This is a genomic window from Rufibacter glacialis, assembly GCF_008271745.1.
Lineage (GTDB): Bacteria > Bacteroidota > Bacteroidia > Cytophagales > Hymenobacteraceae > Nibribacter > Nibribacter glacialis.
Window position 1 is genome coordinate 426,141 of sequence record NZ_VKKZ01000020.1, and the last position, 24,872, is coordinate 451,012.

Here is a 24,872-nt window from a genome sequence, read left to right on the forward strand (position 1 = left end):
CCGACCAGGTTCCATGTCCTGCGGCTTTCAACTTCCCTTGGACTGAACCTTGTTTTGAGGCGATTCTTTAAAAATAAGATTAGAAATCTACATGGAAGCGAAACTGACAATACCCTCTTTCTTTGGCTGGGCCTTTGGTACTCTTGTCTTTATAATTGGGGTGCTGAACTTGTTTTTAGTTCACCCAGTCCCTGGAATAGCCTACCTGCTTCTTTCCTTGGTGTATTGGCCGCCGGTCAATGCCCACCTTAAAAGGAGGTTCAACTTTTCTATTCCTGCTGCCCTTAAGATTCTCCTGGGCATTGTGCTCCTCCTCTTCACCTTAGGCGTGAGCGACTTAGGAGACATGATGGACAAACTGTAGTTTCCCTAAGAGGGAAGCAAAATTTTTGACTTTACCCAACAGCTGGACCTCTAATACTTAGGCGGTTGGGGGATTTCCATGGACCTGAATAAGCTTCAAACCACCTGCCGCCAGAAAGCAACACCAGTATGAATGCCACGTTTGTTTACCTCTTGCTCTACAGGAAGATCCTGGGGTAAAATCAGAAAAAAATTTTACTTTTTTTTGGCCGTTCACTTTGAAACGCAAAGCACTTTTTAATACCAAACAAATCATTAACCTTCTAAAACCCAACGCATATGAACCTTACAAATCCTTTCCCCATCAGCTGGAAACCTATCAGTTGCCAAAAAATACAAGATTTGCCTGCCCGATTGCGCCTATTTCATTTAGCCTTCCTGGCGATGGCATTTTCCTTGGCACCCTTCTCTGGTACAGCGCAGGATAAAACGGCCGAGATAGACAAGATCTTCAACTGGGCCACCAAAGACACCCCTGGGTGTGCCTGCGCGGTCTCGCAAAACGGGAAAGTAGTGGTGAACCGGGCCTACGGCTCCGCCGATCTGGAGCGGGAGGTGCCTTTAAGCCCAAACTCCATCTTTGATATCGGGTCGGTGAGGAAGCAGTTCATTGCGGCAGCCACCCTTCTGCTGGTAGAAGAAAAACGCCTTTCTCTTGCTGAAGACATCCATAAATACCTTCCGGAATTGCCTGATTACGGCCACAAAATCACGCTGGACCACCTACTCACCCATACCAGCGGAATCCGGGACTGGACCGGGATGTTGTCGTTGGCCAACGGCAACCCAGACGCATTGACGCTCATTCTCCGCCAGCGCGGCCTCAATTTCGTGCCGGGCGAGGAATTCTCTTACTCCAACAGCGGCTACGTGCTACTGGTGGAGATTGTGGCCCGTACCAGCGGCATGCCCTTTGCCGAGTTTGCCCGCCAACGTTTGTTTGAACCGCTCGGCATGAAATCTACTGCTTACGTCACTGACATGACCGCCACGGTCAAAAACCGGGCTCTGGCTTATGAAAAGCAGAAAGACGGCTGGAAATTGGATATGTACCTGGGCAATGACCGGGGCGGTGGCGCCATCCTCAGCACCGCTGGTGACCTGGTGCTCTGGAATGACGCCCTCACCGCCAACCGGTTAGGGGCCTTTGTGACCCAAAAGCTTCAGGAACCGGCTCAGCTGAACAACGGTAGAAAGCTTGGGTACGCCCGGGGCCTTTTCCTGGAGAATTTCCGGGGAGTCAAAGAGATATGGCATTCTGGCGGCGCGGCCGGGTACCATGCCTGGCTGGGCCGGTTCCCGGAGCAGGGCATCTCTGTGGCGGTGCTGTGCAATTCAGACGCCATGCCCGCTACTGCGGTGGCAGAACGCCTCACCGACCAATTCGTAACCTATGCTGATTCTCCCCAGGCCATGGCCAAAACCCCACCCGCTTTGTCTGGTGAGGCTCTGGAGGAAGCCAAAAGCAGAACCGGGCTTTTCTTCAACGAGCGTACCGGGGAACCCCTTCGGCTGGCTGTGGACCGCGACCGGTTCCGGGTGGCCGGGGGCCCCGGCCTGGTTCCGGTGGCCAAAGACCGGTACCAACGGCACGGGGCTTTTGTGCAGTTCATGTCTCAGGACGAATTTGAACTCCACTTTCTGTCACCAGACCAGTTTGCTCTCAAGTCCATGGAAGGCAAAACTACCCTGTATCGCCGGGCCCAGCCCTATGCTCCCACTACCGCAGATTTTCAGGCCTTCACCGGCCGCTACACCAGCAAGGAGGTGGGGGCCTTTTTTGACCTGTTTTCTGGAAAAGAGGGCTTAATGGGTCGTGCCAATGATGCCCCGGGCGCCGGATTTCAATTCAAACCGGTTACCCGTGACACCTTCCAGTTTGCCGGCATCACCTTGCGCTTCGTGCGGGACAAAGCCGGAAAGGTGGTAGCCCTTGATTACAGCAACCCGGTGGTCCGCAACATCAGGTTCACCAGGCAGCATGACCTCACCAGCCGCCGCTAATCTTTCCTTACCCCTTCCTTAAAAAGCCCTTCTGATTAGGGTCTGTTTTTCCTGAAACAACCCCTAATCAGAAGGCGGAGGGATTCTCTCCTTCCTCTAATGATTCAAACTACCTCCAGCATCTAAAAGAAAGAACATGAAAATAGACCTCATCATCGCCTATGTTCAGCGGTATGAATTCGGGCACGAACGGGATTTCGTTCCGCCCATCACGGGCATCCATCTGGCCGCCATCACTCCCGCAGAACATGAGGTGCGGGTGTTTCACCAGCAGGTGGACAAAATAGACTTCCAGACGCAGGCTGAGGTGATTGCCATTTCCTTTTTCAGTGGCTTCGCCGTGGCAGCCTATAATTTAGCGGTGGAATTTAAAAAGAGAGGGAAAATTGTAGTGGCCGGCGGCCCCCATGTCACCTACTGCCAGGAAGAAGCCCTCACCTATTTTGACGCTATTGTAACGGGGGAAGCAGAAAACGTTTGGCCTGCCCTGTTACAGGACCTGGAAGCGGGTCAGTTGCAGCAGGTGTATGCCGGGTCACCCTGTGACATGACCAATTTACCCACCCCACGGTATGACCTGTTGCCCAACAAGTTCTTTATCAAAAAAGTAATCCAAGCCACCCGGGGCTGCCCGTTTTCCTGTTCCTTTTGCACGGTTCCTTCCCTCAACCCCGGTTTCAGGCTAAGGCCCATCCAGGACGTACTACGCGACGCCTCCTATGACCATTTCCCCCACTGGTGGCAAAGAAAAGTGGTTTGGTTCTGGGATGATAACCTCACCATTAGAAGGCCCTACATCAAACAGCTCTTACAGGAAATGATCCCCCTCAAGAAGTGGTGGCTTACCCAAGCCAGCATGGACATTGCCAAAGACCCGGAGCTGCTGGACCTCATGAAGGCCTCTGGTTGCATAGGCGTGTTTTTGGGGATAGAATCCTTTGGCGTTGATTCCCTGGCAGATGCCAACAAGAAGCAAAACAAAATAGCCAACTATAAACAGGCGGTGCAGGCCATCAGGAAACGGGGCATAGCGGTCATGGCGGGCTTTATTGCGGGGTTTGACCATGATGATGAACAGAGCATCGTGCACATGGCCCCTCAACTGATGGAGATCGGGATTGATGTTCCCTTCCTGAGTATCATGACGCCTTTCAGGGGAACCCCTATTTATTCCCAGCTAAAGCTGGAAGGCCGTATGCTCCCAGACAGAAACTGGAATTTCTACAATGGCTATAACGTGGCCTTCCAACCCAAAAAAATAAGCGAAGCCCAGCTGCTGCTGGCGCACAGAACCTTATGGAAAAAATCCTTCTCACCGCTTTACTCCTTCAGAAGGATTTTAAGAGGATTGTTCACCTTAAGACCTGGGGCCTTCCTCCTATCCTTTTTCATGAATGCTTTTTACACCTACAAAAGGATCAGGAAAAACTACCCAATAGACATGGCCAAACGGTCAGATGTCAACCTGGTAGCACCCGTCCCTTTCTTCCGTGAAGGCCAGCACAGCGCCAAACCATCCCCAGCCGTAGCATCTCCTGTTGCCTTGCCTTAAATACAATTGGGAAAAGTTAACAGACAAGATTTACCGCCACCGCTGCCCAGGCTACCCGCTCTCTTCAGGTTGGGCAGCGGTTAATCTGGCTCAGCTTAGCCGAAGACAGAGTGAATCCCCGGCATCTCTTTATTTGGCAGGACTTCGGCCGCCCCTATGGATTTGCCTTGTTTCCGGCCCTACATCCTGATAAACACATCAAACAAGGGAGATTCCATACGCTACCCCAAAACCAAGGAAAAATGGGTAATGCTATCATATTTGCTACTCCTACTGCTGCCTATTTTTCCCCCTGGTGGTACAGGCGTGGTTCCTGGTGGACGGTGCGTCTAATCAGGGATTAGACCTAAAGAGACATAGGCTGGTGGCGGGTGGTTTTCAGCAAAAGAAGCTGAAAACGCTTTTATGCAAGAGGCAAAAAAATTGTCCAAAAAAAATCCGGTTTCCCGAAAATCTTCGCTGCTATTTTTCCGCCGCCTCGTATACTCCCCAGATAGATAAAAGCGAAATGGCAGAAGAGAGAGATTCAGGCGTCTTCCGGGGCACAGAAGGGCATATGGCAGAGATCGTGGAACGCAACATCCAGGCTCTTTTAAAACGACGAAAAACAGAAGAACATAACCGGACGGTTTCTGAGCGAATCTCAGATGGGGTGACCAAATTCACGGGCAGTATGCTCTTTGTTGGCCTCCACCTGCTCCTGTTTGGGATCTGGGTGGTCTGGAACCTGGGCTGGCTGGGGCTTCCTCCCTTTGATGAATCCTTTGTGGTATTGGCCATGTTCGCCTCCGTGGAAGCCATCTTCCTTTCCACGTTTGTCCTGATCAGCCAGAACCGCATGAACATTCAGGCAGACAAACGAGCCGACCTGGACTTACAGGTAAGCCTTTTGGCCGAGCATGAGATTACGCGGCTGGTAACCCTGGTGACCGCCATCGCTAAAAAATTAGACATTGCCGAAGCCCACGACCCGGAGATAGATGAACTGGCCAGGGATGTACAACCTGAAAAGGTGATGGACACCATGGAGCACCAGCAGGCCAGAATGGAGAAAGACAAAAGGTGACGTCTCCTCCCGATGCTGGTGATTTCCGACCTTTTTTATAAAAAACGGCTTCTTTCCTATTGCTCCGGCCGCAGGTTGGGGAAGGCCCAGCGGTACTTTACGGCCAGCACTCTGATCAGGATGATGATCCCGATGGCTACCCAAACGCGCAGCCCCAGCCCCACCGGAGAGAGCCCCATTACCAGATAGGCAGCCCCACCAGCCAGGCAGGCCGTGGCATACACCTCGCGGCGGAAAATCAAAGGGATCTCATTGCACAGGATATCACGCACCACCCCGCCAAAAACGGCTGACACTACCCCCATAACCAACGCAATCAGCGGTGGCACCCCCAGCCGCAAGGCTTTTTCCATGCCCAGCACGGTGAAAATGGCAATACCCACGGTGTCAAAGAGGAACATGGTTCTTCTGAGGCGCCCAATCTGCCGTCGGAACACCACTGCCACCACCACCGCGACAAAAACGGCGATCAAATAGCGCTCATCCTGCACCCAAATGGGCCTTAGGTTCAAAAGCAGGTCGCGCACCGTTCCCCCACCCAATGCCGTGGCGAAGGCAATAACCGAGGCCCCAAAGGGATCCAGTTTTTTATCGGCGGCGGTGAGCGTGCCGCTGATGGCGAACACAAAGGTGCCCACCACATCAATGGCGGGGAAAAAAGTAAGGGGAGAAAGTTCTGTCATGAGGTGCTCACGTAAAAAGGCAAACTACGCAAACCTTGGTGGCCAGAAAAATTGGCCGCACTATTTCTGCTTTTAAGGTGTTTTGGCCTAAACAGGTCTTAAACGTTTGATTTGCCCCAAAGGCGACCTTCTCGATCTGTCTGAATTTTCGTACTTTCGCACAACGTTCACTAGCCAACCTAACAAATGTCAGTTACTACTGCGCACCCCTACAAACCAGTGCACCATGTCCGCATTGTGACGGCTGCCTCGCTCTTTGACGGCCATGATGCGTCCATCAATATCATGCGCCGCATTATCCAGGCTTCCGGCGCGGAGGTCATCCACCTGGGCCACAACCGCTCCGTCCAGGAAATCGTGGACTGTGCCGTTCAGGAAGATGCCCAGGCCATTGCCATTACATCCTACCAAGGAGGGCACCTGGAGTACTTCAAGTACATGTATGACCTCCTCAACGAGCGGGGCTGCGGGCATGTGCGCATCTTCGGGGGTGGCGGCGGCGTGATTCTGCCTACTGAGATAGAGGAACTGCACGGTTACGGCATTGCCCGTATCTATTCCCCGGATGATGGGCGCGCCATGGGTCTGCAAGGCATGATCAATGACATGCTTCAGAAATGCGACTTCCCCACCGGCCAGAACCTGAACGGCGAGGTGAAGCACCTGAAGGAGAAAGACGCCAAATCTATTGCCCGGCTCATCTCTGCCGCCGAGAACTTCCCCGAGGAGTTTGCCAAGGTGAAAACGCAGTTATTAGCCGATGTGGAGCAATTATCCACCAACACCCACCATCCCCAACTGGCAACCCCTGTGTTAGGCATCACCGGAACGGGCGGGGCGGGTAAATCCTCTTTGGTAGATGAACTGGTGCGCCGTTTCCTGGCTGATTTCCCCCAAAAGACCATTGCCATCATCTCCGTAGACCCGTCTAAGCGCAAAACCGGCGGCGCCTTGCTGGGCGATAGAATCCGGATGAACGCCATCAGCAACAGCCGCGTGTACATGCGCTCCCTGGCCACCCGCCAGAGCAACCTGGCTCTGAGCAAATACGTGCAAGACGCGGTAGACGTGGTGAAAGCCGCCGAGTTTGACCTCATCATCCTGGAAACCTCCGGCATTGGCCAGTCAGACACCGAGATCATAGAGCATTCAGATGCCAGCCTGTACGTGATGACGCCCGAGTACGGTGCCGCCACCCAGCTGGAGAAGATAGACATGCTGGACTTCGCCGACATCATTGCCTTGAACAAATTTGACAAGCGCGGGGCCCTGGACGCTCTGCGCGACGTGAAGAAGCAATACAAGCGCAACCACCAGCTCTGGGACGTGCACGATGACCAAATCCCCGTGTTCGGCACCATTGCCTCCCAGTTCAACGACCCGGGCATGAACCGGCTGTATAAAGCGGTTATTGCCAAGATCTCTGAGAAAACCGAGGTGGTCTTTGATTCCCAGTTGCAGGCCACCGGCGAGATGTCTGAGAAAGTGTACATCATTCCGCCAAGCCGCACCCGCTACCTTTCTGAGATCGCGGAGAACAACCGCGGGTATGACAAGTGGGTGCAGGAACAGGCCAGCGTGGCGCAGAAGCTGTACGGCATCCGTCAGTCCATCGAAGCTATTCAGGCTATTGAGGTAGAAGATAAAGACCGTCTTATCAAAGGGTTGGAGTATGCCTATGAAGAAACCGCTTTAAGGCTGGATGGGCAGAACAAGAAGCTGCTGGAGGCTTGGCCAGAGAAACGGCAGGCCTATAAAAATGAGTTCTTCGAATTCAAAGTGCGGGACAAAGTGCTCAAGATAGCCACCCACACCGAGAGCCTTTCGCACCTGCAGATCCCTAAAATCTCCACGCCCCGCTACGAGGCCTGGGGGGATCTACTCAAATGGAACCTGCAGGAAAACGTACCGGGCGAATTCCCCTACACCGCGGGCGTGTTCCCCTTTAAACGTGAAGGTGAAGACCCTACCCGCATGTTCGCCGGCGAAGGCGGACCAGAGCGCACGAACCGCCGGTTCCACTACGTAAGCAAGGGTCTGCCTGCCAAGCGCCTTTCCACGGCCTTTGACTCGGTGACCCTGTACGGCGAAGACCCAGACCTGCGCCCTGACATCTATGGCAAGATCGGGAATTCCGGTGTGAGCATCTGCTGCCTGGATGATGCCAAGAAACTATACTCGGGCTTTAACCTGGCGCACCCCATGACCTCGGTGTCCATGACCATCAACGGCCCGGCCGCCATGCTCACGGGTTTCTTCATGAACGCCGCCATTGACCAGCAGTGCGAACTGTACATCAAAGAGCAAGGGTTAGAAGACGAGGTAAACAAACGAATTGAGGCTATTTTCCGGGAATCGGGCCAAAAACGCCCCGTCTACCAAGGTGAACTTCCGGCTGGTAATGATGGCTTGGGCTTGATGCTGTTGGGCGTAACCGGCGACCAGGTGTTACCGGCAGACGTGTACGCCCAAATCAAGGAAAGAACGCTGGCTTCGGTACGGGGTACGGTGCAGGCCGATATCCTGAAGGAAGACCAGGCCCAGAACACCTGTATCTTCAGCACGGAGTTCGCGTTGCGCCTCATGGGCGATGTGCAGCAGTACTTCATTGACCACAACGTGCGCAACTTCTACTCGGTGTCCATCAGTGGGTACCACATAGCGGAGGCAGGCGCCAACCCTATCTCGCAGTTGGCCTTCACGCTGGCTAACGGCTTCACCTTTGTGGAGTACTACGTGAGCCGCGGCATGGACATTAACGCGTTTGCGCCTAACCTGAGCTTCTTCTTCTCCAACGGCATTGACCCTGAATATGCGGTGATCGGTCGGGTGGCCAGAAGAATCTGGGCCAAGGCAATGAAGCTGAAATACGGCGCTAATTCCCGTTCCCAGATGTTGAAGTACCACATCCAGACCTCGGGCCGCTCCCTGCATGCCCAGGAGATCGACTTCAACGATATCAGAACCACGTTGCAAGCCCTCTACGCGATCTACGACAACTGTAACTCGCTTCATACCAACGCCTATGACGAGGCCATCACCACGCCTACCGAGGCAAGCGTGCGCCGCGCCATGGCCATCCAATTGATCATCAACCGCGAGTTGGGCTTGGCCAAGAACGAGAACCCGCTGCAAGGCTCCTTTATCATTGAGGAACTGACGGATCTGGTAGAGGAAGCCGTCCTGTTGGAGTTTGACCGCATCACGGAGCGCGGCGGCGTATTAGGCGCCATGGAGACCATGTACCAGCGCGGCAAGATCCAGGAGGAAAGCTTGTACTACGAGACCCTGAAGCACACCGGTGAGTACCCCATTATTGGGGTGAACACTTTCCTGAGCAGCCAGGGCTCCCCTACGGTCATCCCATCGGAAGTGATCAGGGCTACTGAGGAAGAAAAGCAGTACCAGATCTCTATGCTGCAGGAGTTGCAAACCCGCCACGCAGAGAAAGCACCTCAGCTACTGAAGCAACTGCAGGAGGTGGCAGTGCAGAACGGGAACATCTTTGAGGCTTTGATGGAGGCTTCCAAATTCTGCTCCCTGGGCCAGATCACCAACGCTTTGTTTGCGGTAGGGGGCCAATACCGCCGAAACATGTAAACCGGGTCTTTTCCTAAAAACCCCCTTAAAAGGGAGCCAATAGATTTGGCTCCCTTTTTGCATTAATAACTTATCTTACAAGAAGTTGAAGGCTTTACCTAAAGATAATCATACGGTAACAGCTAAGTTAACTTAATTGTAGTATTTTACGTTATAAATATAAACGATCAAAGCAACCAGCCATGAAAAAGATCACAACAATTTCCTCCCTTTTGCTGCTTGGCGCCTTAGGCTTTTTAGCCACCACATGGTTAACCCCAGGAAATCTGCATGTAGATCTTTCTGATGAAGACTTCCACCTTTACTTATAAAGTGTAGTGCTGCTAAAACAAAAACCCCGCCGTGGCGGGGTTTTCTGTTTTAGGGAATCAAAATAGGCCAGAAACCGTACCTTTACTCTACAAAAGACAAGCTATGGAATTAAAAGACCTTTCCCAGAGAATCAGTTACATCATTGGCCGCGACATGGCCGCCAATTTTGCCAAACAAGGAATTGAAGTAGAACCCGAAGCCTTGCTGTTTGGGTTGAAAGAGGCCATTGGCGGCGCTCCTTCTAAACTAAGCCAGGAGGAAGTGCAACAAGCCATGATGCAATTGCAGATGCAAATGCAGGAAAAGCAGCAGGCAACTGCTGGTGCTTCCGGCGAACAGAATAAAAAAGAGGGTGAAGCTTTTCTTCAGGCTAATAAAGGGAAAGAAGGAGTTCAGTCCCTGCCCAGCGGCCTCCAGTACCAAGTGTTGGAAAGCGGCTCTGGCAAAACACCTACCAGAAACTCAAACGTGACTACCCATTACCACGGCACTTTGATCGACGGAACCGTTTTTGATTCTTCGTATGAGCGCGGTGAACCAGCGTCGTTCCCGGTAAATGGCGTTATTGCTGGTTGGACAGAAGCTTTACAGTTGATGAAAGAAGGCGATAAATGGCGTCTGTTTATTCCAAGCAACCTGGCCTACGGCTCAAGAGGTGCGGGCGCAGACATTGGGCCTAATGCTACTCTTATCTTTGATGTGGAGCTGATCACCGTCAATAACTAAGGATCTTATCTTATTAAAAGTAGAAAAGGAGCGGGTGCACCACAGCACCGCTCCTTTTTTTGTTCCCGAAGATCTTTCATCAAGTTTTATATTAGAAAAGACGTCTTCGGTGGCAAGTGCAGCAACCATATTCCTTAAGCGGCTGGTTCAGCGGGTAAGGCGGCAGTGTTCTTTCAATTAGGTTCCAGCTCTCTCCCTTTCTACAGGTTTTTAGGAGGCCAGGGGATCGGGTTCATGCAACAGCCAGTCTAATGCTTCCTCATCTTGGGTGAAGAAGTTGATTTTGATAGGCAGGTTAAAGGAACAGAACCGGTTAAGGGAATAGTCATGGATAAATTGTTGGTATTTGTTTTCTGACAAGACCAGGGCCACCTGAAGTTCTATGGCGATAAAATTAAAATGGTCTCCCTGCAGCATGTTCAGTTCCCACTCTTCGGCTTCTACAGAATGGTTACTTCGTTGATGGCTGTTTATCAGGCATTTCCCCAACTCATGTTCATTCAGGAGCTGGAACAATTGGTTCACCCCCAGTTGGCACTCCTCTAAGGAAACTTCCTTTTTCCAGATTAAACTGGCCATTTGGTTTGGTAGGTCTAAGGCTAATTGATAGGCGTCAGTCTCAAGTGAACCCATATGATAATTTAAATACAGAATTTTCCTATTACATGAAGAAATAACATTATCTATATTTTTATTTACATAAACCTACAACAAAATATATCAATCAGCTAATAAGTTTAAGTATTTATTTTTTTTATCCTATTTTAAAACTTACCTCCTCTTTATATAAAAGTATTTTGTACTTCACCTATTCCTTGGGTCTTTTATTGCAAAGAATAATTTCTGGATAGGTATGCTTTTATATGAAACTAGCTGTTACTTTTGCCCACTTTACTCAAGCGGGTAGGTTAAAATACTGCCCCTGGAGTGAAGGAATATAGGAGCCTTCCCAGAAGGAAGATCCAGAAGAGGTACATTTTTTATCTATTAGAAAGATGAACAATACCAACCACGCTCAACGGATTTCCGGAGCAGGTTTACTTATTGCCTTGGGCATCATCTACGGAGACATAGGAACATCTCCGCTGTACGTGATGAAGGCGGTGATTGGCTCTACCCCTATCAACGCTACTTTGGTGTACGGGGGTATTTCCTGCGTGGTCTGGACCCTTACCCTGCAAACCACCATTAAATATGTGGTGTTGACCCTGCAGGCCGACAACAAGGGCGAAGGCGGTATTTTCTCTTTGTATGCGCTGGTGCGCAGGAAAGCCTCCTGGCTCACCATCCCGGCCATGGTGGGAGGAAGCGCCTTATTAGCCGACGGCATCATTACCCCGCCTATCTCGGTCTCCTCGGCCGTGGAAGGGCTCCACATCCTTAACCCAGACATTCCTACCGTTCCCATTGTCATCGGCATACTGGTGCTGCTGTTCCTGCTGCAAAGCTTCGGGACGCAAATAGTAGGCAAGACGTTTGGCCCGGTCATGTTCCTTTGGTTCAGTATGCTGGCCATCTTAGGCATCAACTCTGTGTTACAACACCCGGAGATCCTGAAGTCCCTGAACCCTTACTACGCGTATGACTTGCTGGCCAACTACCCGGGCGGTTTCTGGCTTCTGGGGGCGGTCTTTCTGTGTACCACGGGGGCCGAGGCCTTGTATTCTGATCTGGGCCATTGCGGCAAGGGAAACATCAGGATCAGCTGGGCTTTTGTGAAAAGCTGTCTTTTGCTCAATTACTTTGGGCAGGGTGCCTGGCTTATGCAGTTTGAGGGGCAACGATTGGGCACACTTTCCACCAACAACCCCTTTTATGGCCTTATGCCGGACTGGTTCCTGCTCATAGGCATTATCATTGCCACCATTGCCGCCGTTATCGCGAGCCAGGCCCTGATCACCGGTTCCTTTACCTTGATCGGCGAGGCCATCCGGCTGAACATGTGGCCAAAAGTACGGCTTATCTACCCTACCAACGTGAAGGGCCAGCTGTATGTGCCCAGCATCAACCTCTTGCTTTTGATGGGGTGCGTGGGCGTGGTGCTGTACTTCCGGGAATCGGCGAACATGGAGGCGGCTTACGGCTTGGCCATCACGGTGACCATGTTGATGACCACTACCCTGCTGAGCTATTACCTGATCACCCGGCGCGTGGCGAAGGTCTGGGTGGGCTTGTTCCTGGCTGTGTATCTGGCCATTGAAGGCTCTTTCCTGATTGCCAACCTCATCAAGTTCCCGCACGGCGGATGGGTAACCCTGGTGATCGGGTTCCTGTTGATCTCCATCATGTACATCTGGCTGAAGGCCTTTTACATCAAGCGCCGCCTCACCGAATACGTGCCCTTGCCAGAATACGTGCCTGCCCTGCGGGAACTGAGCGAAGACGATTCTATTCCCAAGTACACCACGCACCTGGTGTTCATGACCAGTGCTGACCGTACCACCGACATAGAATCGAAGATTATCTACTCTATTTTCCAAAAGAGGCCCAAACGGGCCGACATCTACTGGTTCATTCACGTGAATACCTTGGATGAGCCTTACACCATGGACTACAAGGTAAAGGTACTGGCCAACCAGGATGTGGTGCGCATTGACTTCAACCTGGGCTTTAGGGTGGAGCAGCGGATCAACCTTTTCTTTAGGAAGGTGGTGGAAGATCTGGTCCAGAACAAGGAAGTAGACATCACCAGCCGGTACAGTTCCCTGAACAAGCAGAACCTGATAGGCGATTTCAGGTTTGTGGTGCTGGAGAAGTTCCTGAGCTACGAGAACGACCTGCCTTTCTGGGAAAACACCATCATGCAGTCGTACTTCTACATCAAACAGTTCACCCCGTCAGAAGGCAAATGGTTTGGCCTGGATACCAGTTCGGTGAAAATCGAAAAGGTGCCCCTGATCATCAAACCCGCCCGGGAAGTGGAATTGAAGCGCGTGCGGTAACACTTGTTACTCGGTTTTAAGGCTATTTTAAGGAAACCACCCTAAAACAGAACGGCCACCTGAAGAGGTGGCCGTTCTGTTTTAGAAGAAACATCAAGAGAAAGAACAGTTTCATTGCTGTTCTATAGAACCAGGTCTTAAACGCTAGTTACTGCCGGTCCAGGCCAGGTAGTTCATCTTCTGGGCTTCTGTGACGGGAGAACTACGCTCTGCCCGGTATTTCACGGTTTGGTCTTTCAGCAACGTAACCGGCAGGATCATGAGTTGCCCACTTCTGCTCACCACCAGTTCCAGCGCATCACCTACCTGGTAGGCAGGAATAATCTTGTTCAGGTCATCAGTTACCCGGTAGCCGTTCATGCCGATAATCTCATCATGCACGTTAAGTCCCGCTTGCCAGGCACTGCCGTTACGTGTAACGGTGGTCACTACTGGTTTGCCCGTGGCAAGGGAGATTCCCGCCCCCAGCAGCGGCTGGTTCGTGCCGTGGTTCAAATCTTTCAAAGTAATACCAACCGTGCCTAAAAACGCGTTGTAATCAGGCGTTTCTACCCCATAGACGTACCGGCTAAAGAAGTCATCCATGGAACGGCCGGTGAATTTCTCTATGCCTTCCTGGAATTCCTTCTCGGTGAAGCCGCGGTTCTTCTTTTTGTAGTACAGGTCATACATCGCTTTCATGGCGTCATCCAGAGTTTTGGTGCCGTTGGTCGCCTTCAGGATCTCCATGTCCAGCAGCATGCCCAGCAGGGCGCCTTTGCTGTAGTAAGAGAGGTGCGTGTTGTAGGAGTTCTCATCGGGGCGGTATTGCTTGATCCAGGCGTCAAAACTGGATTGGGCCGCCGAGACCACCTTGTTACCCGGGGTGTTTTCTACGCTGGTGATGCTGCTGGCAATCTTCTCCAGGTGCTCCTGCTCAGAGGTGAAGCCCGCACGGCGCATGATCAGGTCAGCGTAATAGGTGGTGAAGCCCTCAGACACCCACAGCAGGCGCGAGTAATTCTCCTGGTTGTAGTCAAACGGGCCCAATTCAATAGGGCGCAGGCGCTTCACGTTCCAGAGGTGGAAGTATTCGTGCGCTACCAGGTTCAGAAAGCCTTTGTACGTTCTCTCGTTGCCGTACGTGGTGCGGGTGGCGTGCAGGGTGGTGGAATTCAAGTGCTCCAGCCCGCCGCCGCCGGCCGCCAGGTTATGGACAATGAAGAGATAGTACTTGATGGGCAATTCCCCAAACACCTTGGCCGACTCATCGGTCACGCGTTTCATATCGGCGGTTAATCTGGCAGGGTCATAGTTGGCATCGCCGTACATGGCTACCTCGTGCTTTACCCCGTTGCTCTCAAAGGAAAGGATCTCATGGTTGCCTATCTCAATAGGGGAATCCGCAAGAACGTCATAGTTGGGGGCGCGGTAGGTGAAAGGTTTGCCCTCCACCACCGGTAACCCGGTAGACACCTTGCTCCAGCCCTTGTAGGGCACTACCGTTAAGGTAGAAGGCAGGTCCTTGTGGCCTTCGGGGTACATGAACACGCTGGTACCGTTCAAATAGCCGTGGGTGGCGTCAATGAAACTGGTGCGCACGCTCAACTCATAGGCGTACACTTTGTAGGTAACGGTCACGTCTTTTCCGCCGGTGGCCACGCGCCAGGTGTTCTTATCGGTTTTTTCCGCTTTGACCCGATTTTTGCCTACGTGCGCCTGAAACGCTTCCACGTTCTTTGGGAATTCCCTGATGAGGTAAGACCCCGGGGCCCAAACCGGCATGGTCACCTCCAGGTTTTTCCCCCTGAAGCCTTCCAGCCGCATCTCCACCTCAAAGTAATGGGTGTGGGGCTCTGGCATTGACAACCGGTATGAAATGGAAGGCGCCGCGTACGCGGAAGACGAAAGTGCTACTGCCAGCAGCAACAGCACCCCGTACGCCCAGGAATGGATTATTTTTTGCATAAACAAGTGTGGGGTAGTTTGGATTAATACCGCATAATACGGCTAAAAACGGGAGAAACCAAGGAAGGGACCGCCTGAGGTAACCGAAGCCCTGGGCAAAAACGTATGCACTGGAAAATAAAGAATATGAAGAAAATTTGGATCGGCTTTGGTTTGCTTTTTACCGCCCTGGTGGTGTACGCTTTTGTATTAAAGCCAAGTGAGGCCCCCGGGAACATGGTACGCCGCACCAGCGCAGACGGCCGCGACCACGACTTCCATGGCTCCCACACCTCAGACACCTTGGCCGGGCCAGAAGAGAAGCGGGCATCTTTGGGAGTATTAAAAGGCAACTATGCCACAAAACAAGACAGCATGGTAGCGTTTGCCCTGCAGCGGTACGGCATTGACTATAGCTACGGGGGAGCCACCGAAGAGGGCTTTGACTGCTCTGGCTTCATCACCTACGTTTATGACCAGTTTGGAGTGACGGTGCCGCACGGCTCTTCGCTTCAGGCGAAGGTAGGCGAGAGTGTTCCGCTGGAGCAGGCTAGGAAAGGGGATCTGATCATTTTCACGGGCACCAAGGTAGAAGACCGCACGCCCGGCCACGTGGGCATCGTGATCACCAATCCTCCTAAAGGAGTGCAGTTCGTGCATTCTTCCTCAAACGGGGGCGTAAAGGTAAGTGAGGTGGAAGGCACCTTATACCAGCAGCGCTTCCTGGATGTGAGGCGGGTTTTGCCTTAGTCCTTAAAGGAAAAGATCATCCTTCCCTTCTATTTTACCCACCAGCATAAGCAAGGGTGGCTCCTGCCTTACCTTGCCATTCTCCAATTAAGGAGGGAGCGTTCCTGTTTTCTGTGGTTGGCGGTACTTTTTGAAGAGTATTGTTTTGAGAGCGTTTTCAGGAAAACAGGTTAAATTCAAACCCGTTCTGGCGTTTAAAGCCCACCAGCCTCCATAAACGAAAAAAAACATAAGGCAAAAAAATACCCGGCCACTGCAGTAGCCGGGTACGGAATCCTTTGAAATGGTATCAAGCGACACGAAAGAGAACTGCCTCTCAGTCGCATGGGCTACCTCATGCCGGATTCGCCAGTAGACGAAGTCTAGTTAGCAAGCTTCAACACGGTTAACGGTTGACACATGAGCTAGGCTTAATACATTTTTACTGGGATTAGACACTTTTACCTCCTTTCTTTAAGTCCGACATAAACCCATCCGCTGCGCCAAGTAATTTATGGTTTGGCTAGAGAGGCCCGGAGCACTCGCTTCCGTTTTATAAAGTTAAAAAACGGTTGGATAGTTCAAAAGGTTTGATGAAAAAAATACTCTTTTATTCGACCGTATTTTCATCCCTGTTTCTTGAAAAATAACCAGACCCAAGTGGTCGCAATTGTGAATTCTATTAAAGCATCCAGCAGGTACACGTCCAAAATCTCGTCCCGGGTGGCATAGCGCATGTCTACCGCCCCCATGGCCAGCGCACTGAAGAAACCTAGCACCTGCGGGCTTTTCTCCTCCTGCGGCAAGAAGGCCGCCGTGAGCAGGGCGGCCCCAATGGCCAGGATCAGCAAGCCAACCGTGACCACCAACCGCACTTCGTTTTTGGGGCCGGTCACTGCCAGAAAGCTGGGCATGTGCAAAAGGGGCCAAACCCCGGTGAGGGCAAAGTAACTCCCCTGCCCTAGTAAAAGCCATTTTCGCATAGGTGCTTTTTCATACGTGCAGGCCCTTCTGCGAGAAACTTTCTGGGCCGGAGATTTTTGGATTGTAATTTGCTTATATTTAATACCTAAAACCCTAAACCACCAAACAGCAGCGTGTATGAAAAAGATCTTTTTACTTGCCCTCTTCCTTTGCTTGACTACCCTTGGCTGGGCGCAGAAAAAATCTCCCATTGGCATCTGGACCAATGAAGAGAAAGAAGCCCGCTTTGAGATTTACCAGTGCGGCGATAAACTCTGTGGCAAGATCATCTGGCTTAGTGAACCGAACAGAGACGGCAAACCTAAAGTAGATCAATTCAACCCAGACCCAAAACTGCAGAAACGTCCTGTGATGGGCTTGGTGTTCCTGAAGAACTTCTCCCCCGTGGGCGATAACAAATGGGACGACGGCACCATCTATGACCCAAAATCTGGCAAGACCTATTCCTCTTACATGAAGCTGCTGGGCAACGGCAAGCTGGAGGTGAAAGGCTATATTGGCATCTCCTTGATTGGACGGTCCCAAACCTGGACCAGGGTGAACTAAGCCACTACTTTTTACCATAAAACGCCAACGGGGACTTCTGATTCAGAAGTCCCCGTTGGCGTTTTATGGCTTTCCCTGAAAAAACAGGCCAGAAATCGGGCCTGGTCTTAGAACAGGTCCAGGATGTTGATTTTTTTGTCGCGGAATACAAAAGACTCCCCTTTGCGTTTGCCGGCCATGGCCTGGAAAACTGGTGAGGCGGTTGAAATCGCGAAGAATTTCTCGCCAGCTAGGTTGATCTCGCCCAGGCTCACGGAGATGAAATAGTTCTGCGCGTCTGTGCGCACAATAGACCCCAGTGAAACATCTTCGTTCACCTTGTTACGCACAATGCGCTTCAAGATGCTCTGCTTGGCAATGGCCTCGTCCAATTGCTTGGCGAACATATCCCGCTGAATGTGGCAGGCCTCCCTGAAGGATTCGAACTTATCTTCAATGGCTCCCTGGCTTTCGTTCGCGCTGGCCTGGGCTTCCTCCATGGCTTGCCGCGCGTTCTCCACGAAATCAGTTTGCTGGCGAAGGCACTCTTCTAACAACCTATGTTTTATATCCAGGTCAAGGGTAGTTTCAGAAGTCATAGACATAGTTTTATAAGGTACAACAGTTGATGCTCTCTACTTTTTGGGCGTTACTAAAGGAGGGAAAGGGGCCTCTGGTTATCTGCGACGGACCTGTATTCCGGCACTTTTCAGCAAAGGGCTCGGTAAACAGCAACAGAGGGCTTCAGTATAACACGCAAAGCTTTAAACTGATAATATGGTTTTTTGTTGGATAAAAACCATGAAAAAGTTGGGATTCTACCAATTAATCCTCCTTTAGAGCTTTATTAGCCGGGTTTGCACCAGATTTGTATCATACCAGAGCTTCAGGAAATAAGTGCCTGCCCCTAAATCAGCCACTGAGAAAGTGGTACCCGCGGGGGCGAAAGTGCGGATATGCCGCCCTACCATATCATAGATGGCAATCTTTTGCGGCACCCCCTGCCCTGCCCGTAGGTGTACCTCGCCCCACGTGGGGTTAGGGTAAAGCACCAGGGTTCCGGCCGGCGGGGCCGGCGGAATGATCAAGGCATCTTCCCGAACCGATTTTACCACCTCCAGAAGCCATTGGTTGGGGTCTACTTCAACGCCCAACACCGTCCCGGCTACCTGAAACTGGTACTCTTCCTGCTGTTGCCGGTGCCGCACCACTACTACCGTATCTTTCAAGGAGGTTCTGATCTTATACTCCACCTCCGTGGTGAACAAAGGAGTAGCCGGGCTGGAAGTAGTTTGTAGGCTTCTTAGGTACACCTTGTTTCCTGCCTGCGCCCAGGACACGTCAAAAATGGGGAATCCTTCGCCGTATACCCATTGGTCAAAGAAATACTGGAAAGAGCGGCCACTTACCCGTTCCACCACCTGCTGGAAATCTCTGGTGGTAGCCACTTTATGCTGGTAGGCTTGGCGGTATTCCTGCAGCACCCGCAAGAACAAAGCGTCTGAGGCCAGGGCATGGCGCAGCATGTGCAGCACCAGCGCTCCTTTGCGGTACGTAAGGGCAGAACTGAAAATGCGGGCCACGTTGGTGCTGTCTTTCACAAAAACTGATCCGGCTGGCTGGCTTAAAGTGCTTTGGTACGCCCGGTTAAGCCAATTGGCTCTTTCTGCGGGCCAGAGCTTTTCCAGGGCCAGCAGTTCACTGTAAGAGGCGAAGCCCTCATTCAACCAGATGTGGCTCCAGTCTGCAGTGGTGACTTCGTTTCCCCACCATTGATGGGCCAATTCATGGGCGGTAAGGGTGAACTCAAAGGTGGATTGGGTAGTCATGGTCTGGTGCTCCATGCCGCCGCCAATGGGCGCCATGCTATGGCCGTACTTTTCCCGGTGAAAAGGGTAAAGCCCAAACAACTCAGAAAATAACTGTAGAAAAGGTCCTGTTCTGTCAATTTCGGGTTTAAAGGTGGCCAAGGCCTGCGGATAGAGGTAATTCTGCACCAGCACCGGCTTAGGAGCCCCCGGTAAAGCCACGTCAAAGGAATATTCCTCGTATTGACCTACGGCCACCGAGATGAGGTAATAGGCAATAGGATAGGTAGAACGCCATTCATACCGGTGCTTTTGATCAGGCAAGGGGGTAATGCGCTGCAACAGCCCGTTTGCCCCTACCTTGTTAGACACATCAGTGGTGACCCAAACCGTGACTGAATCTGCTTTGTCATACAGCAACTGCTTGCACGGAAACCATTCTGAGGCGGCAAAGGGTTCGCTCAGACTCCAGGCCACCTGTTGCCCCCAAGGCTGCGCAATACCAGTATTGAACCCGTTGCCAATGGCGGCACTCGCCCCCGACGGCGCCCGGCCCGCATAGAAAACCTGCACTTGGAATTTCTGCCCGGCCGTAACGGGAGTGGGCAATTCTGCGGTGACTTCATTGCCCGAGCGGCGCACCATGCAGGGTGTCCCGTTCAGCAACACCTGTTGGATGTTGAAATTGGAATGCAGCTCAAAGGCAAACTGGCGCACCGTGATGGCTACCGCCGAGGCATTGAGCACCACGTTCCCGCTGATGTCCAAAGAATTCCGCTCCAGTTGCAGATCCAGCTTGTACCAGTGAAGGTCATACTGGCGCATCAGGTCCCGGTGTGGAGGCGAGGTAATGCCATCCGCCAGAAGGGCGGGCACAGTCTGTAACCGGGAGGCCGCGCAGAGGTGCAGGTCCCTGTCTGGGGCCTGCGCCACCGCCTCAAGACCACAAGGAAAGAGCAAAAGACCCAGCCTCAGCAGCTTAAAGAAAACCAGGAATTGGAGAGCGGTAAATCGTTGTACCATACGCGAGCTATACGGATTTTCTTTGGGTGGAAGGTACTGCTAAAACGCGAAAGAGACCTGAAATTTTATTTCAGGTCTCTTTCTGCAAAATAGTCAATAAATCTACTGCACCACTACTTTTCCTGCCTGGGTGGTTTTGCCCACGATTACCTGAATGGTATAGGTCCCTTTCCCAAGCCGGGTCAGGTTCAGCTCCCGGAAATAGGTGCCTTCTACCGTTCCCAGATCTTCCTGGTGCACGGTTTTTCCCAGGTTGTCTACCACCCGTACCTGGGCTTTGGCCTTTTTGGGAGAGGTGAAGGAATAGGTGACCGGCCCACTGGTAGGGTTGGGAAAGAAGCGGAGCTCCAATTTAGCCGCTTTCTGGGCTTCCTTCTTTTTCCTGCCTTTGGCTGCCTGCTTTTCCCCTGAATTAATCGTGGCCTTCGCCTCTTGTAGAAGGATGATCCTGGTATTGTCTCCCCTTCTGAGTTTCACCACGTCATAATCACCGGGTTCAATAACCTCCCCGGTGTCTTTCTTCCGGAGCCTCCTGATGGTGATTCCCTCAGTACCCTCCTCTTTCAGCACCCGAATGGTCTCTCTCCCCAACAGGGAATCCCCGGACAGGGAAAAGGTACTGTCAATTCTGAAGATCCGGGGATTAACCAGGGAATCAATAGTGATGGCCCGATGTACCACGGTAGGGTTGCCCCGCAAGGTGAAGGCCCTTACCCGGGTTCTCCGCAGGGAGTCGCCGCCTAAAGTAGTGGCCCCATATACCCGAATCTCCTTGTTTCGGGAAAAAACAGAATCTGGAGCAGCTAACCTGAAAACCATGGTTCTAAGTGAATCTCTTCCCTGAGAAGGTACCACCTTGATTACCTCCCCCAGTTTCCCAGCTGATATACGCACCGGGCTCAAGGGTTTAGCCCCTAATTTTTTGAAAGACGCCGAATCTGCCTGAAGTTTTTCCAAGGCTTTGCCCATGCTCGTGCCCGCCGGGATGGTGAGGGTGGTATCCAGCACGTAATACGTATCCCCTTCCTGCCGGAAAATCTTCACTTTGGCCTTTTTGGGTGCGCCTGCCTGGGCTTTCTCTTTCTCCTGGGCCTGGGCCGGCAGATGGAGCCCGCCGGCCAGTAACAGAAAGGAAAGGAGCCCTAAAAGTGAGTATTGTTTCTTTCTCATAACATTAGTACATTAGGTAAAGCTATCTGGTTGATGTCTACAATATTACCGGGTAGGATCTTAACCGGTGGTTAAGGCTTGGTTAAAGTCTGTTAAAGAAACGTTAAAGTAGAAATACCCCATTGGTAAGCTTTTATCTTTGCCTAGATGAGAAAGAAAACATTGCTATGGGTCATTTTTCTGATGACGATCTCCCTGATTGGGCTGATCGGGTTCCAGGCGTTCTGGATCCACCATGCCGTGCAGATGGAAGAGGAGGTATTTGACCGGAACGTGAACGATGCCCTGCACCAGGTAGTGCGCCGGCTGGAAACCCAGGAAGCGGTGCATTTCCTGAAGGAAGAAGCCCCCCAGATACGGGCCGCCGTCCTGTCACCAGAGCCACCGTCTCTTCCCGAACCGGAAAAGCCCAAACGGGTGATGGCCCACAAAACCCCACGTAGCCCCAGGCCAGCGTCTGCCCCCACCCCCCCTGCTGCCCAAGCACCCTCCCAGCGGCACCCAGTCCTGCTTTCCCCTAACCAGATCATGGTAGCCCCCAGCCAGATGGCCCCGGTTACTGCCCCCAATGTCATCATCACTCGGGCGGAGGCCGCTACCCTCACCACGGGGAAAGAGCTTAGGACCAGCACCTACCTGAGGGGCGCGCGCGTGATGGCTCACGGCGGCAAGCCGGTAACGGGAGGCCAACCAGTGGAGATTTTCGGGAAGGGAGCCACGGACTCGGTGGTTATCTGGAAAATCATTGCCTCCCAGAAGCCGATTATTGACTCTTTTCACAGAAATCACCCCATAAAGTACCTTCCGGCCAGAGTTGATTCTGGGGTGGTATTCAGGATGAGCCCAGATTCCCTCACCCGGGCCCGCCAGCAGGAACTGTTACGCCAGATCAAAAACAGGAACATTCAGGAAGTACGGGTAGAGAAAGGCAAAAGCATTGCCATCATGGTAGACACCCTGCCCAATAAAACGTGGCGGCAGGCCATCACTTTGCAGAGAGACTCCTTAACCACTACGGTGCCCGTCTACGCGAAGACCAGGAGAGGAAATACGGTAGTCGGGACGGCTTCTTCTACGCACGGTTTTACTTATACCCTTTCCCCCACCAGGGTTCCGGTAAAAAAGGAGAAACCAGCCCCTGCCCCCGTGAAAAAGCTGGCTCCGGAAAAAGCCCCTCATAAAAAAGCCGAAGCCAAGGCCCAGCACCTGAACCAGGTCATGCAGCAGATGGCGGTAGAATACGTGAGAAAAGAAAAGCCGCTGGCAGAACGCCTGCAGCAACTGCACCTCAATGACCTGTTGGCTTCTGAACTACAGGCCCGCAACATCTTTACCCCGTATCATTGCAAGCTTCAGACCGTGGCAGGTAGAAACGGCGCGGAGATCGTGTTGGCCTCGTCTAATAACCTGGTGCTGCCGGCCAACCTGCGGGAGAACGAATACGCCGTGCGGCTGTTCCCCAATGATGTCATGACCGCGCCGGGCTTTCTGTTGCTCAATTTCCCCAACCGCAACCTGTACGTGTGGCAGAGCCTGTTGATCCCTTCGCTTATCTCAGTGCTGTTTACGCTCATCATCATTGGCACCTTCTCTTTCACGCTATACACCATTCTGCGCCAGAAGAAGATCTCAGAGATCAAAAACGACTTCATCAACAACATGACGCATGAATTCAAAACCCCCATTGCCACCATTTCTTTGGCTTTGGATGCGTTGGTGAACCCCAAGGTGCGCACAGATGAGGCACGGGTAGACTATTACGCCCGCATCATCAAAGACGAGAATAAACGCATGCACCAACAGGTAGAGAAAGTGCTGCAGACGGCCCAGATGGAGCGCAAGGCGCAGCAACTGGCCTTTGAGAAGGTAGACGTGCACCAGCTGATCAGGAAAGTGGCCGAACCCTTTCAACTGCACATTGAGCAGCGCCAAGGGGTACTGGACCTGAAACTGGATGCCCAGGAAGCCGAGATCTGGGCCGATGCCGGGCACCTGGCCAACATGATCGGCAACCTGCTGGACAACGCGAACAAATATTCACCCAACGCCCCAAAAATCGTGATCCAGACCTCCACCATTGCCAAAGGCTTGCACATCACCGTGGAAGACCAAGGAGTAGGCATGTCCAGGGAAGCCCAGAAAAGGGTTTTTGAGAAATTCTACCGGGTACCCACCGGCAACGTGCACAACGTGAAAGGGTTCGGGCTGGGGCTCAGCTACGTCAAGACCATGGCCGAGGCCCATTCCGGAAGCATCCACCTCCGCAGCGAGCTAGGGAAAGGCAGCAAGTTCACCTTGTGGCTCCCGTTTCAGAAACATGTCAGCTAAGCAGCTTATCTAACTTTAACGCTTTCCATCCATGACAGCACATACCGCCACCCGCCTTCTTCTGGTAGAAGATGACCCTAACTTCGGCATGGTCCTGAAAGATTACCTGGAACTCCATGATTACGAGGTCACTTTGTGCACCGATGGCCTGCAAGGCCTGCGCACGTTCCAGAAAGAAGCCTTTGACGCCTGCATCCTGGATGTCATGATGCCCCTGAAAGATGGTTTCTCCCTGGCCACCGACATCAAGAAAGCAGACCCGCAGATGCCCGTGATCTTCCTGACCGCCAAGGCCATGAAAGCCGACATGCTAGAGGGGTTCAGGATAGGCGCCGATGACTACATCACCAAACCCTTTGATTCTGAGATCCTGCTCTGCAAGCTGAAAGCCATTTTGCAGCGCAAGGCCATCTCCTCGGCCCCAGAGAAAACCCAGTCCACGGAGTATCAACTGGGCCGTTACCACTTCAATGCTAAAACCCGCTTGATCACCCATGATGGCGAAACCCAGAAGCTTTCACCCAAAGAGGCGGAATTGCTCCTGCTCCTTTGCCAGTACCTCAATGATGTGTTGCCCCGCGAGGTAGCCCTGAGCAGAATCTGGAAAGACGACAACTATTTCACGGCCCGCAGCATGGATGTGTTTGTCACCAAGCTGCGCAAATACCTGAAGGCAGATCCCAGCGTAGAGATCATCAACGTGCACGGGAACGGTTTCCGGCTGGTGGCCCCGGTGAACGAAGCCCAGATTCTGGCTCCTTCTATGTAAAATCAGCTAGTTCTGGCTCTATCCAGCTATGCGTGTTTTGTGTCTGATTTTCCATAAGCAGGCACAAAACACGCATTTTTGCTTGCTACAGAGGTAGAAAACCAAGTTCGTGATAATAAGCGCAGGAAAGGCAATTGTTTAAGTTTTCAAAAGATCAAGGTCCCGAAATGAACAAAAAGGGCAAAGTCAGATGTAGGGGCAATCCCTTATGGCCGCCCAGGCAACTAGTTCTACCGTCTGGATTCTTTCCTTTAGGTGAGCGAAGAGGGGTGTTTACTCCTGCTGTTGGGGATCTTTAGTATCCTTTTGGGTTATCGCTTTATTGCACAGAAGGTTCTTCAGGCGGATTGTTCATCTCCTAC

At 52.2% G+C, this 24,872-nt stretch carries 19 protein-coding genes; 12 read left to right on the top strand and 7 right to left on the bottom strand.

What is annotated here, in order from left to right; translation table 11 throughout:
- Positions 1 to 91: 91 nt before the first annotated feature.
- The 4 genes from FOE74_RS10040 (at position 92) to FOE74_RS10055 (ending at position 4,985) form a co-directional block, all read left to right on the top strand.
- A complete protein-coding gene (locus tag FOE74_RS10040) occupies positions 92 to 364 on the top strand; it encodes a hypothetical protein (protein ID WP_149098462.1) in 273 nt (90 codons plus the stop codon).
- Positions 365 to 747: 383 nt separating this feature from the next.
- Complete coding sequence (locus FOE74_RS10045; RefSeq protein WP_188686569.1) at positions 748 to 2,367, top strand: serine hydrolase domain-containing protein; 1,620 nt, start codon at positions 748 to 750, stop codon at positions 2,365 to 2,367.
- A gap of 136 nt (positions 2,368 to 2,503) precedes the next feature.
- Complete coding sequence (locus FOE74_RS10050; RefSeq protein WP_149098464.1) at positions 2,504 to 3,919, top strand: B12-binding domain-containing radical SAM protein; 1,416 nt, start codon at positions 2,504 to 2,506, stop codon at positions 3,917 to 3,919.
- Between the two features lie 508 nt (positions 3,920 to 4,427).
- Positions 4,428 to 4,985 (top strand): DUF1003 domain-containing protein, encoded by a 558-nt coding sequence (locus tag FOE74_RS10055; protein WP_149098465.1) that lies wholly within the window; start codon positions 4,428 to 4,430, stop codon positions 4,983 to 4,985.
- 56 nt (positions 4,986 to 5,041) lie between these two features.
- Here FOE74_RS10055 and FOE74_RS10060 read toward each other — a convergent pair whose 3' ends face one another.
- Complete coding sequence (locus tag FOE74_RS10060) at positions 5,042 to 5,668, bottom strand: trimeric intracellular cation channel family protein (RefSeq protein ID WP_149098466.1); 627 nt, start codon at positions 5,666 to 5,668, stop codon at positions 5,042 to 5,044.
- Between the two features lie 186 nt (positions 5,669 to 5,854).
- On the opposite strand from FOE74_RS10060, the gene FOE74_RS10065 reads away from it, so the two are divergent.
- The 3 genes from FOE74_RS10065 (at position 5,855) to FOE74_RS10070 (ending at position 10,306) form a co-directional block, all read left to right on the top strand.
- On the top strand, positions 5,855 to 9,268 hold the full coding sequence (locus FOE74_RS10065; RefSeq protein ID WP_149098467.1) for a methylmalonyl-CoA mutase family protein: 3,414 nt from the start codon (positions 5,855 to 5,857) through the stop codon (positions 9,266 to 9,268).
- A gap of 182 nt (positions 9,269 to 9,450) precedes the next feature.
- The gene (locus tag FOE74_RS21565; protein WP_262713745.1) at positions 9,451 to 9,579 is read left to right on the top strand and encodes a hypothetical protein; all 129 of its coding nucleotides are present in this window, start codon (positions 9,451 to 9,453) and stop codon (positions 9,577 to 9,579) included.
- A 103-nt stretch (positions 9,580 to 9,682) separates the two neighbouring features.
- The gene (locus FOE74_RS10070) at positions 9,683 to 10,306 is read left to right on the top strand and encodes an FKBP-type peptidyl-prolyl cis-trans isomerase (protein WP_149098468.1); all 624 of its coding nucleotides are present in this window, start codon (positions 9,683 to 9,685) and stop codon (positions 10,304 to 10,306) included.
- A 210-nt stretch (positions 10,307 to 10,516) separates the two neighbouring features.
- On the opposite strand, the gene FOE74_RS10075 is transcribed toward FOE74_RS10070, so the two are convergent.
- Positions 10,517 to 10,885 (bottom strand): hypothetical protein, encoded by a 369-nt coding sequence (locus tag FOE74_RS10075; protein ID WP_149098469.1) that lies wholly within the window; start codon positions 10,883 to 10,885, stop codon positions 10,517 to 10,519.
- Positions 10,886 to 11,301: 416 nt separating this feature from the next.
- On the opposite strand from FOE74_RS10075, the gene FOE74_RS10080 reads away from it, so the two are divergent.
- Entirely contained in the window at positions 11,302 to 13,248 is a 1,947-nt protein-coding gene (locus FOE74_RS10080) for a KUP/HAK/KT family potassium transporter (RefSeq protein WP_149098470.1), read from the top strand.
- 144 nt (positions 13,249 to 13,392) lie between these two features.
- Here FOE74_RS10080 and FOE74_RS10085 read toward each other — a convergent pair whose 3' ends face one another.
- A complete protein-coding gene (locus tag FOE74_RS10085) occupies positions 13,393 to 15,195 on the bottom strand; it encodes a M61 family metallopeptidase (RefSeq protein ID WP_149098471.1) in 1,803 nt (600 codons plus the stop codon).
- Positions 15,196 to 15,321: 126 nt separating this feature from the next.
- On the opposite strand from FOE74_RS10085, the gene FOE74_RS10090 reads away from it, so the two are divergent.
- The gene (locus tag FOE74_RS10090) at positions 15,322 to 15,924 is read left to right on the top strand and encodes a C40 family peptidase (protein ID WP_188686571.1); all 603 of its coding nucleotides are present in this window, start codon (positions 15,322 to 15,324) and stop codon (positions 15,922 to 15,924) included.
- A gap of 605 nt (positions 15,925 to 16,529) precedes the next feature.
- On the opposite strand, the gene FOE74_RS10095 is transcribed toward FOE74_RS10090, so the two are convergent.
- Positions 16,530 to 16,886, bottom strand: coding sequence for a hypothetical protein (locus FOE74_RS10095; RefSeq protein ID WP_149098473.1), 357 nt, complete (start codon positions 16,884 to 16,886; stop codon positions 16,530 to 16,532).
- Positions 16,887 to 17,004: 118 nt separating this feature from the next.
- Between FOE74_RS10095 and FOE74_RS10100 the strand changes: the two genes are divergently transcribed.
- Complete coding sequence (locus FOE74_RS10100; RefSeq protein ID WP_149098474.1) at positions 17,005 to 17,433, top strand: DUF2147 domain-containing protein; 429 nt, start codon at positions 17,005 to 17,007, stop codon at positions 17,431 to 17,433.
- 107 nt (positions 17,434 to 17,540) lie between these two features.
- On the opposite strand, the gene FOE74_RS10105 is transcribed toward FOE74_RS10100, so the two are convergent.
- From FOE74_RS10105 to FOE74_RS10115, 3 genes are all read right to left on the bottom strand, one after another.
- A complete protein-coding gene (locus FOE74_RS10105; RefSeq protein ID WP_149098475.1) occupies positions 17,541 to 18,017 on the bottom strand; it encodes a GreA/GreB family elongation factor in 477 nt (158 codons plus the stop codon).
- Positions 18,018 to 18,248: 231 nt separating this feature from the next.
- Positions 18,249 to 20,243 (bottom strand): M1 family aminopeptidase, encoded by a 1,995-nt coding sequence (locus FOE74_RS10110; RefSeq protein ID WP_149098476.1) that lies wholly within the window; start codon positions 20,241 to 20,243, stop codon positions 18,249 to 18,251.
- A 102-nt stretch (positions 20,244 to 20,345) separates the two neighbouring features.
- On the bottom strand, positions 20,346 to 21,413 hold the full coding sequence (locus FOE74_RS10115) for a T9SS type A sorting domain-containing protein (protein WP_149098477.1): 1,068 nt from the start codon (positions 21,411 to 21,413) through the stop codon (positions 20,346 to 20,348).
- Positions 21,414 to 21,560: 147 nt separating this feature from the next.
- On the opposite strand from FOE74_RS10115, the gene FOE74_RS10120 reads away from it, so the two are divergent.
- Positions 21,561 to 23,741, top strand: a complete 2,181-nt coding sequence (locus FOE74_RS10120; protein WP_149098478.1) for a sensor histidine kinase — start codon at positions 21,561 to 21,563, stop codon at positions 23,739 to 23,741.
- A 31-nt stretch (positions 23,742 to 23,772) separates the two neighbouring features.
- Positions 23,773 to 24,510 carry a response regulator transcription factor gene (locus FOE74_RS10125; RefSeq protein WP_149098479.1) on the top strand — a complete coding sequence of 246 codons (738 nt, stop codon included), beginning with the start codon at positions 23,773 to 23,775 and terminating at the stop codon, positions 24,508 to 24,510.
- Positions 24,511 to 24,872: the final 362 nt, after the last annotated feature.

Coding starts and splice junctions, on each gene's coding strand:
- FOE74_RS10050 (WP_149098464.1), top strand. CDS start 2,504: ATGAAAATAGACCTCATCATCGCCTATGTTCAGCGGTATGAATTCGGG.
- FOE74_RS10055 (WP_149098465.1), top strand. CDS start 4,428: ATGGCAGAAGAGAGAGATTCAGGCGTCTTCCGGGGCACAGAAGGGCAT.
- FOE74_RS21565 (WP_262713745.1), top strand. CDS start 9,451: ATGAAAAAGATCACAACAATTTCCTCCCTTTTGCTGCTTGGCGCCTTA.
- FOE74_RS10080 (WP_149098470.1), top strand. CDS start 11,302: ATGAACAATACCAACCACGCTCAACGGATTTCCGGAGCAGGTTTACTT.
- FOE74_RS10065 (WP_149098467.1), top strand. CDS start 5,855: ATGTCAGTTACTACTGCGCACCCCTACAAACCAGTGCACCATGTCCGC.
- FOE74_RS10115 (WP_149098477.1), bottom strand. CDS start 21,413: ATGAGAAAGAAACAATACTCACTTTTAGGGCTCCTTTCCTTTCTGTTA.
- FOE74_RS10085 (WP_149098471.1), bottom strand. CDS start 15,195: ATGCAAAAAATAATCCATTCCTGGGCGTACGGGGTGCTGTTGCTGCTG.
- FOE74_RS10060 (WP_149098466.1), bottom strand. CDS start 5,668: ATGACAGAACTTTCTCCCCTTACTTTTTTCCCCGCCATTGATGTGGTG.
- FOE74_RS10100 (WP_149098474.1), top strand. CDS start 17,005: ATGAAAAAGATCTTTTTACTTGCCCTCTTCCTTTGCTTGACTACCCTT.
- FOE74_RS10110 (WP_149098476.1), bottom strand. CDS start 20,243: ATGGTACAACGATTTACCGCTCTCCAATTCCTGGTTTTCTTTAAGCTG.
- FOE74_RS10075 (WP_149098469.1), bottom strand. CDS start 10,885: ATGGCCAGTTTAATCTGGAAAAAGGAAGTTTCCTTAGAGGAGTGCCAA.
- FOE74_RS10120 (WP_149098478.1), top strand. CDS start 21,561: ATGAGAAAGAAAACATTGCTATGGGTCATTTTTCTGATGACGATCTCC.
- FOE74_RS10040 (WP_149098462.1), top strand. CDS start 92: ATGGAAGCGAAACTGACAATACCCTCTTTCTTTGGCTGGGCCTTTGGT.
- FOE74_RS10090 (WP_188686571.1), top strand. CDS start 15,322: ATGAAGAAAATTTGGATCGGCTTTGGTTTGCTTTTTACCGCCCTGGTG.
- FOE74_RS10045 (WP_188686569.1), top strand. CDS start 748: ATGGCATTTTCCTTGGCACCCTTCTCTGGTACAGCGCAGGATAAAACG.
- FOE74_RS10070 (WP_149098468.1), top strand. CDS start 9,683: ATGGAATTAAAAGACCTTTCCCAGAGAATCAGTTACATCATTGGCCGC.
- FOE74_RS10105 (WP_149098475.1), bottom strand. CDS start 18,017: ATGTCTATGACTTCTGAAACTACCCTTGACCTGGATATAAAACATAGG.
- FOE74_RS10095 (WP_149098473.1), bottom strand. CDS start 16,886: ATGCGAAAATGGCTTTTACTAGGGCAGGGGAGTTACTTTGCCCTCACC.
- FOE74_RS10125 (WP_149098479.1), top strand. CDS start 23,773: ATGACAGCACATACCGCCACCCGCCTTCTTCTGGTAGAAGATGACCCT.